General features: G+C 39.4%; 14 protein-coding genes and 2 pseudogenes. 7 read left to right on the top strand and 9 right to left on the bottom strand.

The genetic code is table 11. The features are described 5' to 3' along the window. Positions 1 to 251: 251 nt before the first annotated feature. Positions 252 to 581, top strand: coding sequence for a YjdJ family protein (locus M1D94_RS14760; RefSeq protein WP_003232822.1), 330 nt, complete (start codon positions 252 to 254; stop codon positions 579 to 581). Positions 582 to 712: 131 nt separating this feature from the next. Next, the gene (locus tag M1D94_RS14765) at positions 713 to 907 is read left to right on the top strand and encodes a DUF4177 domain-containing protein (RefSeq protein WP_003232825.1); all 195 of its coding nucleotides are present in this window, start codon (positions 713 to 715) and stop codon (positions 905 to 907) included. A gap of 41 nt (positions 908 to 948) precedes the next feature. Here the strand turns inward: M1D94_RS14765 and ybaK are convergent, their stop codons facing one another. Then, positions 949 to 1,428 carry a Cys-tRNA(Pro) deacylase gene (gene ybaK / locus M1D94_RS14770; RefSeq protein ID WP_041850956.1) on the bottom strand — a complete coding sequence of 160 codons (480 nt, stop codon included), beginning with the start codon at positions 1,426 to 1,428 and terminating at the stop codon, positions 949 to 951. A 228-nt stretch (positions 1,429 to 1,656) separates the two neighbouring features. Here ybaK and M1D94_RS14775 point away from each other — a divergent pair, with 228 nt between their 5' ends. Further along, on the top strand, positions 1,657 to 2,052 hold the full coding sequence (locus tag M1D94_RS14775; RefSeq protein ID WP_009967031.1) for a hypothetical protein: 396 nt from the start codon (positions 1,657 to 1,659) through the stop codon (positions 2,050 to 2,052). Positions 2,053 to 2,270: 218 nt separating this feature from the next. Then, positions 2,271 to 2,777: a GNAT family N-acetyltransferase gene (locus M1D94_RS14780; protein ID WP_124048318.1), complete on the top strand. Its 507-nt coding sequence runs from the start codon at positions 2,271 to 2,273 to the stop codon at positions 2,775 to 2,777. A gap of 45 nt (positions 2,778 to 2,822) precedes the next feature. Here the strand turns inward: M1D94_RS14780 and M1D94_RS14785 are convergent, their stop codons facing one another. From M1D94_RS14785 to M1D94_RS14810, 6 genes and pseudogenes are all read right to left on the bottom strand, one after another. Beyond that, entirely contained in the window at positions 2,823 to 3,305 is a 483-nt protein-coding gene (locus M1D94_RS14785; RefSeq protein WP_124048317.1) for a YjdF family protein, read from the bottom strand. Positions 3,306 to 3,473: 168 nt separating this feature from the next. Further along, entirely contained in the window at positions 3,474 to 4,421 is a 948-nt protein-coding gene (gene manA, locus M1D94_RS14790) for a mannose-6-phosphate isomerase, class I (RefSeq protein WP_326243190.1), read from the bottom strand. Positions 4,422 to 4,435: 14 nt separating this feature from the next. Then, positions 4,436 to 6,388, bottom strand: a complete 1,953-nt coding sequence (gene manP / locus M1D94_RS14795; protein WP_103803749.1) for a PTS mannose transporter subunit IIABC — start codon at positions 6,386 to 6,388, stop codon at positions 4,436 to 4,438. A 148-nt stretch (positions 6,389 to 6,536) separates the two neighbouring features. Further along, a pseudogene (manR, locus tag M1D94_RS14800) lies at positions 6,537 to 8,482 on the bottom strand (mannose transport/utilization transcriptional regulator ManR). A gap of 307 nt (positions 8,483 to 8,789) precedes the next feature. Next, positions 8,790 to 9,107, bottom strand: a complete 318-nt coding sequence (locus M1D94_RS14805) for a hypothetical protein (protein WP_041345315.1) — start codon at positions 9,105 to 9,107, stop codon at positions 8,790 to 8,792. A gap of 138 nt (positions 9,108 to 9,245) precedes the next feature. Beyond that, positions 9,246 to 9,563 (bottom strand): putative quinol monooxygenase, encoded by a 318-nt coding sequence (locus M1D94_RS14810; RefSeq protein WP_015252322.1) that lies wholly within the window; start codon positions 9,561 to 9,563, stop codon positions 9,246 to 9,248. Positions 9,564 to 9,810: 247 nt separating this feature from the next. On the opposite strand from M1D94_RS14810, the gene M1D94_RS14815 reads away from it, so the two are divergent. Further along, a complete protein-coding gene (locus M1D94_RS14815; protein WP_249849649.1) occupies positions 9,811 to 10,029 on the top strand; it encodes a hypothetical protein in 219 nt (72 codons plus the stop codon). 340 nt (positions 10,030 to 10,369) lie between these two features. Continuing rightward, positions 10,370 to 10,492, top strand: a complete 123-nt coding sequence (locus tag M1D94_RS14820) for a response regulator aspartate phosphatase I (RefSeq protein ID WP_224588918.1) — start codon at positions 10,370 to 10,372, stop codon at positions 10,490 to 10,492. Between the two features lie 488 nt (positions 10,493 to 10,980). Here M1D94_RS14820 and M1D94_RS14825 read toward each other — a convergent pair whose 3' ends face one another. Further along, positions 10,981 to 11,361, bottom strand: coding sequence for a hypothetical protein (locus tag M1D94_RS14825; protein ID WP_029317635.1), 381 nt, complete (start codon positions 11,359 to 11,361; stop codon positions 10,981 to 10,983). Positions 11,362 to 11,558: 197 nt separating this feature from the next. Here M1D94_RS14825 and M1D94_RS14830 point away from each other — a divergent pair, with 197 nt between their 5' ends. Beyond that, positions 11,559 to 12,218: a hypothetical protein gene (locus M1D94_RS14830; RefSeq protein ID WP_029317634.1), complete on the top strand. Its 660-nt coding sequence runs from the start codon at positions 11,559 to 11,561 to the stop codon at positions 12,216 to 12,218. A gap of 30 nt (positions 12,219 to 12,248) precedes the next feature. Here the strand turns inward: M1D94_RS14830 and M1D94_RS14835 are convergent. Next, positions 12,249 to 12,353 (bottom strand): annotated as a pseudogene (locus M1D94_RS14835) (peptidoglycan-binding domain-containing protein); the annotation flags it as partial. Between the last annotated feature and the right edge of the window lie 42 nt (positions 12,354 to 12,395).

Below are 12,395 nucleotides of genomic sequence, written 5' to 3' on the forward strand. Positions count from 1 at the left end.
AGATGAAAACCGTTTCTGTGAAAAAGCAGATTAATCGAATGCTTCTATACTCTCTCCACAAATAAATACATTTGTTTCTCTAATCTATAAACCCTCACTCTTTTTCCATCATCAGGTATTATAAGCCAAAAACAAACAAAAAAATAGACTTGCGTTTGAGTTGTATGGAAGTGAAATTGCAAGAATAACCCATACGGTGGTAATATATTGTTTGATTTTCCCATATTCATAGATTTGGAGGTCATACAAAAGTGAAGGGAATATTTTTAGTTGTTCAGCTTGGATTTTCTATTATGGTATTTCTGTTTTTAGCTGCTGTTAATTGGTATCAAGGAAGCGAGCTTGTTTCAGATCGATTTGATTGGAACTATACTGCTAAACTCTCAAAACTGCTTAATGGAATTGATGCCGTCAGCAGCCCCAAACAAATTTCACAGCTTGATTTTTTCATTTACTCCGCTAAACACTACCCTGTTATGAGTGCGTTAATGATCATCTCCTTCTTATATGTTCTGGCCGCTCTTTTTTTACTTATATACTCAGTCAAATGCAATAAGCAAGAGATTCATTTGGACTGCTGACCCGGTGAAATTCGTTTTTATAGCCCCTTAACTCTTCAAGATGTTCCTGTGTTTAGTGAGGCAGACCTTAACCTAGGTTTTTGGAACTTCTTGCACAATTATGCGTATACCTTAATAGGAGGGATCAAACGATGAAAGAATATGAATTCGTAAGAGTTGAACTGAGTACGATGAGAAGAAGGCCTAAAGAAGACTACCAGCAAATCATCCATGATTATGCGAAAAGAGGCTGGAGATTTGTTCAGATTTTCGCTCCCAGTATAGATGGGTATGGGGCAGCTGCTTATTTTGAAATCATATTTGAAAGGGATGCGGAAAAAGCTTAATCGATATGACTAAGCTTTTTTGTTTCCCCCTATATCTGCATCTATACAATTTCTGCAAATGCGGCATCACATGATTTGGCTAAATCTTGTGGCGCCAACTTTAGCTGCATACCGATTTTCCCTGCACTGACAATGATAAAATCAAGCGTTTCTGCAGATGCATCAATATAGGTCGGGAACAATTTTTTCATGCCAATTGGCGAGCAGCCGCCGCGAAGATAGCCAGTTACCGCTAATAGCTCCTTCATTGCAATCATTTCTATTTTCTTTTCCCCTGTCACCTTTGCTGCCTTTTTTACATCTAACTCTTCTGCAACGGGTACAACAAAGACATAATAATGATTTGTTCCTGCTGCTGCAACCAACGTTTTATATACATATTTCAAAGGATAACCGATTTTTTCCGCAACAGAGATGCCATCTACCGGCTGGCCGTCTGTTTTATACCCTAATACCTCATAAGAGATGTTCTGCTGTTCTATCAGACGAACCGCATTTGTTTTCGCCATTTTTTTCGCCATTGTTTTCACCCACTATCAAAATGATGTATGTCTAACTTCTTGCAGTAATATGTAAATTCTATCATCCTAACCTGCATTTTCAAGGTTACTAGCATTGAATCAACGAAAGGACAAATTGATTTCCTTGGACGCCTATAGCCCATTATTAGACTACATGGAACAAAACAGGAATGAACAAATAACTCTCACATACAATTTGTATGAATGGAAAATAAAGGAGTGGTTGCTTTGTATCATTACTTTTATGGCCCTGCGTTAATTCCTTACTTTTCACATACTCATAACCCTCAAAGAAGTCCAGACTTCTCAGAAAGACAGCGAAGAAGAGAAATCACATTGACTGTAGATGGCTTTGTCCCCCCATCTTCCACCGAAGATCTTGGAGACGGCTTTTATTCTTACGCATGGACGAACCAACAGGTCATCAATCCAGGTGAATACTTAGTTTGTCATCTTGAAGGAAGAGATATCAACGTGATAAATGGTGGATTCACTCCGCGCGATACTGCTCCATTGTATGCTGTAGCAAGCTTTCCAAGACGAAGAAACCAATGGGTCATTATCATTCATAATCCTGTGCAAACCCAAAGAGCCATATCGCTTTATTTGATTGCGAAAAGGTAGCACAACATGTTATCAGAAACCCTGCATTCAGGAACAGAAAAACGGGTAGGGACACATTAACATCGGTATTTTCCTACCCGTTTTTGGTCTGGGCAAACTCTTACCTGTCACTCTTTCAATTCCCCTCAATTTCTTCATCTTTCTCTACTGCCAAGGTATCAGAGAAAATTGTTATATGTTATCATTATTCCCAGTAAAAAGAAAAGAGGATTAGATATATGGTTCTCCTTGAGACGAATCGATTACGATTAAAAACGATTGATATTCCCCTTCTTGACGCCGCGTCTAAACAAGATCATCAGGCTATCAAAGACTTAGGTTATGAAACAAATGGTGAATGGCCAAATTCTGATTTTTTTGAAGCGATACCTTATTTCCGCGAGATTTTAGTTAAAAACAATGGAACAAAAGGATTTGATTCATGGATTATTGTAAAGAAGGACAATCATGAAATTGTTGGAGGAACTGGATTTTTAGGTGATCCAGACGAGAATGGCATGATTGAAATTGGTTTTGCAACAAATAAAAGTCATCGCCGCAAGGGTTATTGTGTGGAAGCCGCCCAAAGACTAATAAACTGGGCATTAAGCCAAGAAACAGTTAACCGGATCACCGCAAGATGCGAACATGATAATCTAGGTTCACAAAAAACTTTGGAGAAGTTAGGGTTTATATTGGATCATAAATCAGCGGATTATATGCATTGGATATATGTTACAAAGTAGAGTTCTTAATTACAAAAGCAGGCACTGCGCCTGCTTTTGTTTGGATTATTTACCTCTGTGCTTCTTTTTCGCTTTTTGCTTTTTGAACATATACCTTTGCTCTTTTACATGTTCTCGTTGTTCTTTCATTATTTGTTTTTTCTTTTGCTTTCTTGCTTCAAGCTCTAGCTTTATCGCCTCTTGAGCTTTAGAAGCTACTCCGGCGTTTTTCAACTCTTTTGAAACCTGGCGCTGCAATCTTTTTGGATTGATCTTTTTTTGACGTCTGCCTTGTAAACTCACTCCTTCCTGCTCAGCTTGGGCCAACATATTCAGGAGTTGGTTATGAACAAACTCTAATACTTCAGAATCCCTCGGCTCTTTGCCAAAAAGATGACGAAAGGCTCTTAGCTTTCCATTGTCCACAACTTCAACAACGCCTACCCAAAACTGACCATCGTAGTAAATCGTTAATTTCATAACGATTCCCTCCTCATAAAAGATATTAAAGAATGATGGACATCCCGAGGAGGGGAAGGTTACTGACATTCTCAATCATGCATCCGGACTACCAACCGAATCGTGTTTTTTCATTCTTTACCATATACAGAAAAGAGTGTAACATTTCTTCTCCGACTATTAAACTCTTATTTTATTTAGATATTGCTGGAGAATAGGCGTCTTCACTCGCAAATTTATTTCTCAAGCCCTGCCATGTTACAGATGGGAGACGATACATTCTGCATATCCTTCGAGTTTAAATTCTCCAAGACCGTAAGGCAGCAACATATGATCTCCTTTTTTGAAAGGATAGACATACTCACCAGAGATCATACGGCCCTCCCCTTCAATCACACTGATAAGAAGGAATGGTTTTTGCTGCTTTAAGCTTGCTGATCCTGATAAGTTCCATTTCCCCACCGAAAAGTAAGCGCATTCAATCAATGTCGTTGTAAGCAAATCCTCAATTTGTTCATGGTGAACTGTATGCCGTTCTGGAATAGACGGGACCTCTATCACTTCGATGCTCTTTTTCAGATGAAGCTCGCGCAGCTTGCCTTCTGCATCTTTTCGGTCATAATCATATAATCTGTAGGTTGTGTCTGAGTTCTGCTGCGTCTCCAAAGCAAGAATTCCTTTTCCAATCGCATGAACAGTACCGCTTGGCACATAGAAAAAATCCCCCGGCTTTACCTTTACACGGCGCAAGAGCTCATCCCATTCTCCACGCTCTATCATGGTAGTTAGTTCTTCCTTTGTTGTTGCATTGTGGCCATAAATAATCTCGGCATCTTTTTGGCAATCAATAATGTACCAGCATTCTGTTTTTCCAAGCTCACCGTTTTCATGTATGTTGGCATATTCATCATTCGGATGCACCTGAACAGATAAGTCCTGGTCAGCATCTAATATTTTTGTAAGCAGAGGGAAACGGTCCCCTTCAAGCTGTCCGAATAAATGTCTATTATGTTCCCATAATTCGCTGAGCGTGAACCCCTTATACATTCCGTTTTGAACAACGCTTTGACCATTTTGATGCGCGGCAAAAGCCCAGCACTCTCCTGTTCGTTGTGACGGAATGGTATAGCCAAAATCAGCTAAAGCGGTCCCGCCCCAAATTCTTTCTTTGAAAACAGGCTTGAAAAATAACGGTTCAATCGTCATGAAAATCCCCCGCTTTATTCGATTTCTTCTAGCAGCTTGTATGCTTCTTCTGTTGTTTGCACGGAGAGCAGCCGTTCCCTATAATTGTCATCCATTAGCTTTCGAGATAGCATCTGCAGTATTTTGAGATGCTGGTTTCCCCCGCTCTCTTTCGGTACAGCAATCATAAAGATTAATTTAGCTTCTGATCCATCCAGGCTATTCCAATTAACACCTGATCGTTTGATCCCAAAGGCAACACTCGGCTCCCTGACCGCCTCAGACTTTCCGTGCGGAATCGCGATATTCATGCCAATCGCCGTTGTTCCCTGTTGTTCACGATTCAAAATGGCTTGTTTAAACCCGCTCTCTGAAAGCAGCGCACCTCTTCGGGACAATTTCTGAATCAATTCATCTATGATGTCATCCCTCGTTTCCCCCGATAAATTTGGTTCAATTAATTCCGGGCTGATAATGTCTGTCAGTTTTTTAAATTCCGACATCTCAGCTTTTTGGCTTTGAATTGGCTGCTTTATTTCATTTGCTGCCGCAGCTTCACTTGGCGCGGAGGGCGGTGCAGTTTCACTGAGCACAGGAGACGCCGTAATATCCTTTTTTAGTACATTGACGAACAGAGCAGTGACAAGAGATCCTGCAATCACAGCAATAAAAAACATCAGGACATGATCAACTGCGCCAAGCACTGCAACGATAGGTCCGCCGTGCGCCACTCTGTCTCCCACATTGCCAATCATGGCTATCACAGAACCTGTCATTGAGCCTGCCATAATACTTGGAATAACGCGCAGAGGGTCCTGCGCCGCAAATGGAATCGCTCCTTCAGTAATGCCGAATAACCCCATCGTAAATGCCGCTTTCCCCATTTCTCTTTGAGATGCCTCGAATTTTCTTTTTCCTAAAAACGTCGCAATGCCAAGGCCAATCGGGGGGATACAAATGGCGACAGCAATTGGTCCCATAATTTCATAATTCCCTTCTCCAATCATTGCCGATCCAAACAGAAACGCCACCTTATTTACGGGACCGCCCATATCAAATGAGATCATCGCCCCTAAAATCAATGCCAGAAGGATCGAGCTCGACCCTTTCATCCCCGCCAGCCAAACTGTTAAAGAGGCGAAAATTTGAGCTACAGGCGCGCCGATCAAAAACACAAACGCTAAACCTACAATCAGTGATGCAAACACCGGAATAATAATAATCGGCATAATCGGCTGGATTGCTTTTGGAACTTTTAATTTTTTGATCCAAAGTGCCGCGTATCCAGCCAAAAACCCGGCAATAATCCCCCCGAGGAATCCGGCGCCGCTTGCGCTGTCATAAAAACTTCCAGTCGCCGCAATATAACCGCCGATCATCCCTGGCACAAGCCCCGGTTTATCAGCGATGCTATAGGCGATATAGCCGGCTAAAATCGGAATCATAAATGAAAATGAAGCACTGCCGATCTGTTCAATCGTTTTCCAGAAGGAATCATCCGGAATAACTAAGCCTTTAGGTGTTTTCTCCCCTCCAAGCGTTAATGCAACCGCTATCAATAATCCACCGACGACAATGAAAGGAACCATAAATGAAACGCCGTTCATTAAATGACGGTAAATTGGATTTTGTTTCTTCTCCTGATGATTACCGGATTCCGATTTTAAAGCGGAACGATAGACCGGTATATCCCCGTTAAGAGCTTTTTGAATCAATTCTTCCGGTTTGCGGATGCCGTCCTGTACCCCCACAGACAGCAGTTTTTTGCCTATAAACCGGTCTTTGTTTACCGAGCGGTCTGCAGCAATAATGATTGCGTCCGCTTCGCGAATTTCCTCTTCGGTTAGCTTATTTTCGACACCAATCCCTCCCTGGGTCTCAACTTTGATGCTAACGCCCAGTCTGTCAGCAGCTTTTTGCAGATTTTCCGCTGCCATATACGTATGGGCGATTCCATTCGGACAAGATGTAATCGCTAACAGTTTCATAGGAAACCTCCTTTAAAGTGTGAATAATAAGATCTTGTCTCAACTGTATACCGAAATCAGCTCATTAAAATCGCTTTTTTTTACCATAGGTTCCGGTAATAAAGGCATTTTTCCCTATAACAAAAAAAAGCAAGGAATAATCCCTGCTTTAATAATCCAAATGAGATAAAAATGTCATGACATTGGCTTCTTCGTCAGCTTCTGGACGAAGGCCGGCTGCTCGCTAAGATATGAAAGCTCGCTAAACAGCTGCTTTGTCATGGTTTGATCCTCGTGTTTGACAGCCAGCATAAAAACGAGCGAAACTTTTTCATTTCCCCATTCAAGCGGCTCCTTTAATGTGGCAATCGCGATTGCTGATTGTTTAATAAATTTAGCGTTTGCATGAGGAATGGCAATGCCTGATCCAATATTTGTCGCCGACATTTTTTCCCTCATCACCGCATGAACCGCATAGTCCTTATTAACATAGCCTTTCTCAAACAAAGCTGTCGCCAGCTGTTCGATTAACTTGTAGCGGTGCTCTGCCTCCTGCTGCAAAAAAACCAAAAAAGGAGTCGTATTGTTCAGCATCTGAAACGTTTTTTGTTTTTGGCGGTGTGATTCGCCCAGCTGACATATAAACGCACTTAATTTCTTCTCTTCGCCAGGCTCTAAAAGCGGAGACACAACAATATGGGGAACCGTTATATTCTCCAGCGCAATGGTGGATATGACAAGATCAATATCCTCATGCTTTTTGATATAATCCTTTAAATCGGCCTTTGCAATACAAGCCATTACAGCGATTTGGTGATATTTCCGTTCAATTTTTGTCCGCAGCAATTGTGACATCCCAATCCCCATGTGGCAGACGATAACCGCCTTTTTATGTGTCTCGCTGCTGCCCTGCATCCGTTCGATCGCTGCCTGAAAATGCAATGTCAAATATGCTGCCTCTTCCTCAGGAATATGAAGATCAAAAGTTTGATTGATGTCTTCCAAAACATCAATGATGAGGTGGAACAAATAAGGGTACATCTTTTTGATGTCATTGAGCATAGGATTTGCTACAGAAAGATCGTAGCTCAGCCGTTGTAGCACAGTATTGAGATGAATGTTCAAACCATTGATCAAATCCTGATCCTTATGAAAATCCATCATTTTCAGCTCTGAAACACGATTGATTAAATGCCCTACAACCTTAGGAAGCACAGCATTTTCAAAATTCTCTTCTGTCTGCAATGGATAACGAACTTTACCGCCCAATATATGTAATGTTAAGTACACGGCTTCTTCTTCAGGGAAGCGGATTGCAAAAACCGGTTCAAGCCGCTGTAAACAAGCAAATGTCCATTGATATTCTTTCTTCTTTCTTACTGCCGCCATTTCTTTTGGGGACAATGAAATCAGCTGCTTCATTTTGATGCGGCGGACCATTAACAATGTATGCAGCAGCAAACTTTCAAACGTTTCGTCTGTGAAATAGAGGGAATGCTTTTTTTGTAGTGATTTGATTTCTTTCGTCACAAAGTCTACTTCATAATGTAAAAACTTACTTTTAATAAATTGGCTCGTAAACGTTGTATTGTGAATCAAATCAGATATTCTTGCCAATGCTTTTCTTTTATTTCTTTCGTTCCCTTCAACCTTTAATCCAAGCCGCTGCCTAGAAACCAGTGTGAGATCAAAACGCTTCAGCCACTCTTCTACTGCGTATAAATCCTTTTTTATGGAAGATCGATTGACAAAATGCCGAGCAGCAATGTCTTTTGCGGAAACAGGCTTCGGATTCATTAATAAGTCATAAGCAATGTGCAGCATTCTTTCTTCATCGCTCCGCTGCCTAGAAGAAAAATGTTCAGTATGTAATTGTTGGCTTAGCCAGGTCCTTTCTTGTTCTTCTATATGTAAATAAACGCCCAACCCTGGTTTTCGAATAAGCTGTGCATGAGAATGCTCATTGAGATAATCCTCGATCACTTTCAAATCATTTCGGATTGTTTTTTCAGAACACTGTACCCTATCTGCGAAATCTTGCACAACTAAATAGTCATCAGGTTCAGATAACAACAGATACAAAATCTCTTTTTGTCTTGTATTTATGTATTCCATCTGTTTTTCTATCCTTCCTGTCAGTATCTACTTGAGCAAATTGATAGTATAAGTATACTATATAAGAAACCGTTTACATTATAAAATAAAATCATAGAGACAAAAGTTTCGTTTTTTACCGAAGCTTCCGGAAAAATGCGATTTTATGATTTTGAGTTAACTGCTAGAAACGACCTGATTCTGTGATAGCTTCTTGTTTTCGTTTTATGTCAGCTTAGTATACGAAATAAAAAACGGACACCAACCAAAGCACAGCGTTCTCTGTCCAGTGATCAGTATCCGCAGACCTTTCATCTCGGGCATTTTTTTACGGCCCGGTTCCACAATCTACTTTGTATTTACCGTTTGATGCTTTTTTTGAATAGCATAAGTGAGGCGTTTGTCCCGTTTCACCTTTCCAATCAAGCCAATTCACATCATAAAGATTCCCAGATTCATTGTCACCTTCTTTTTGGAGAACTGCAAAGTAGCTCTGATAGGGATATCCTCTTTTATAAATTTCGTGTCTGATTGCTCCTTTTTCAGAAGCAGCTGTAAAAACAACAGGAGATAGAACTGGTAGTGCTATCAATATAACTATAAGTGCTGCTAAAAGGGAAAGTATAATTTGGGTTTTCTTTTTCATTTTTTTCTCCAAGCTTTTAAACTTATTATTAATAAATGTATTTAATTCTCCGCATGATATTGTTGTCGGAGTTGGACAACAATCCGCCAACAACTTTCCGCTTCTTAGTTTTTGAATGTCTCTTTTGAAGACGCCTTTTTAATCATTCACATTGCTTTTCATTAACCATTCTACTTCCGTTAATTCTTGTTTTTGAACGTCTATTGTGTGTTTTTTCGTGAAATGGGTTTTCACAGCTTCTTCGTTTTCCCAAATCTCCCAAAGCATTATTTTACGTTCTGATGGCTCAAGCGGATAAGCATGGAATGTAATACAACCCTCTTCTTTGTTCGTTTCTTCCTCAAGTTTTTTGAATTCCTTCATTATCTCATTAAGGTCTTTATCACTGATGATTTTTAAACATGCCGTTATGTAATGCATCGAAATTCCCCCTCCTATCATTTTATGGCTTTTCATTATAACATTTTCTTGAAAAAGATAGATGCCATTTATAAATCATTAGACGACTTCGAGTGCATCCCTCACCAATACAATAGAGTTCTATTATCATTTTTTTACCGGCATGTATCATTTTAGAACGAGAGATTTAGTTATTGCTTTAACATATTATCGCGAAGCCGAAAAATATCTTGATTTATTAGATAAGAACGCAAATACAGATAAGGCAGAGTTCTATTTCAAAATGTCAGAAGTCTATTACTATATGAAAGAGACTCATTTTTCAATGAATTATGCCCAGCGAGCATACTCTATATTTAAAGAACAAAAAGATGCTCAGGGGAACCTTACATATGGCAAGGAAATGGTCCAATGTCAGTTTTTTATCTTTGGGAACTTGCTAGATAAAATGCGTTATGAGGACGCTTTAGAAACAGCTGAAAAAGCCTTATATGATGCTATAAAAATAGGGGACAACATTTAATTGGTTCAGCTCATTTTAATGTGGGATTATGTTATAATAATCTTGAAGAACTTGACAATTATGAGAAACATTTTAAAATCGCCTATGAAATTCATAAGAATCGAAAGCACATTTATGAGTCCAAAGCGATTTTTAATCTGGCGTATGTCAAAGCAAAGAAGAATGATTTAAAGGCTGCGTTAGAATTATACCAGGAAGGTCAGAAGGTTGCTGCCCGACACAACAACCACAGGAAGTAACCGAGAAATTAAAACTGGTTAAAGGTCTTTATTTATCATTTGACTTACAAACACTTAGAGAAGTGTTCAAGTTCTTCAAAGAGAAAAACCTTTATGGTGATATGGAAGAATACGCTGTTGCTGTTGCTGATTTTTTGACCAACAAAGAAGACAGACATGATGCGGTCGATTTTTATCAAATGGCAATTGAAGCACGTAAACAAATTCAAGGGGGAAACATTTAAATGAAAAAATGTAAAATTGCAATTTGTTTAGCGCTCTTGCTTGGCATTGTTGGAGTATCCAGCGCTTCATACGCTCTTTCTGAGCAGTCCACTCATAAGGTCGCAGATAGAGCAGCAACTTAATATGATATTAAGAAATAACCCCATTTTGGACTTTAGAAATGGGGTTTTTATTTTATCTTCTCAACTCAATATTATTCCTGAGTTTTCATTTAAATCATATACTGCATTAATAAACCGACAGCCCATAAAAAGTAAAAAACCCTTGCTACGCAAGGTTTTAAGCTATGATTCCGACTGGGCTCGAACCAGGGATCTCCCCCCTGTCACAAGGTAGCGATTATGTTCTGACACGAACAGACGTTTTATTCCCAAACCCTATTTTATAGGGTTTCTTACATAAGTTTCTGATTAAAAATATTCCTTTTTGATTAAATTTGTATAAAGCCCGTCTAAAAAACGACGGGCTTTTAATTAATTCTTGTTGGTTATACTGTTTTACAGTTGTTGGTTTTGGGCTGTAATAAGATGGTCAGGGCTATACCTGATGCCAGAGTTAAAAAATAGCCACATAGCATAAAATAGGGGGCGATTTCGTTTTTGAGAAAATAAAGCCCAAAGAGAATAACGGCTGTACCGATAGTGAAATAAATCGGCTTTTTACTTTTCAAAGTCAAACGGCTTGATTGAGTAAACTTTTTGTAGATTAAAGGCAAGCCGGTATAAACCCCTATGAAAAATGTAAATAAGATAGACCAAAGGAAACCGATTGGCGAGAAATAGCTCTCGGAAAATATTCCGTCGAAAGCCCAATTGCTCAACACAACGAAGCCAAATAGATAAACAAATGCCAATATGATCTTGACCATGATATCCCTCCCCTACAATCCAATATACACGTGATATAAGGTTGTTTAAATGGGTAAAACCATTCATTTACTTTTCAATCTTCCCGCTCCTTCAAAGCCTAATACTTTAATCAATAGCACCATTTGTTACTTTCATCCCATTTACCAATATTATACATTAAGATAAGATGGGGACGAAAACATTAAGGAGGGATAAAATGAAAAAGTTACTTGTGGGTGTGGTTTTTGCCCTAGCTTTGAGTTTTTCATCTCTGTTTAGTCTTCAAAGTGCAAATGCTGCCGAAAAAGTGGACAAGAATTCTGATCTGATTATTGATAAGGCGACCTTTCACGAGGTAACAAAACAAAAAAACTTGAGAACCCTTTCATCTGAGAAAATCCCAACTGTTAAAGAAGTGAATAAGGCTTTAAACAGTATGCATGTCAGCAAAGATCATCCATATCAAGAAATTGATCTCGGTAATGGTTTCACTGTGGAAATGGGCGTAAGTACAGATATGGGAATGGAAAAGATAAAAACACAGGCCACCCAAAATAAAACTGCAAGTGGCTATTACGCTGTAAAGTTTACAGGGATAAAATTATATGATATTCGAGTAAGTGACAACTATTCATACGAGTATGGAAAGAAAATAACAAAGTGGGAAAGCCCGCCAAGTGCATCCGCTTCAGGTTTTGCTGGCTGGAATGGTAAAATCACTTCCAAGAAAATTGCAAACATTGATAAAACGGCTAAGGATGCAATCGCCAATTCTGATTACACGTTTGTAAAGTATGGAGGTAACCGCCACGGCCATATGGAATTACGATTCACTGCAACCGGAAACTGGTACACACATCACGTTTCTATTAAATAAAAATAGCCCTCCAATTGAGGAGGGCTATTTTTATTTAAGAAGGGATTCGAGCTTCGCTTTAGTTTTCGGGCCATAAATGCCATTAGGACTTAAACCATTCATCAGCTGGAATCGTCTTACTGCGTCATCAGTTTCCAAACAAATAATCCGAGTAGGTAAATTGACACAGATCAAATT

The organism is Bacillus sp. JZ109 (assembly GCF_053903135.1).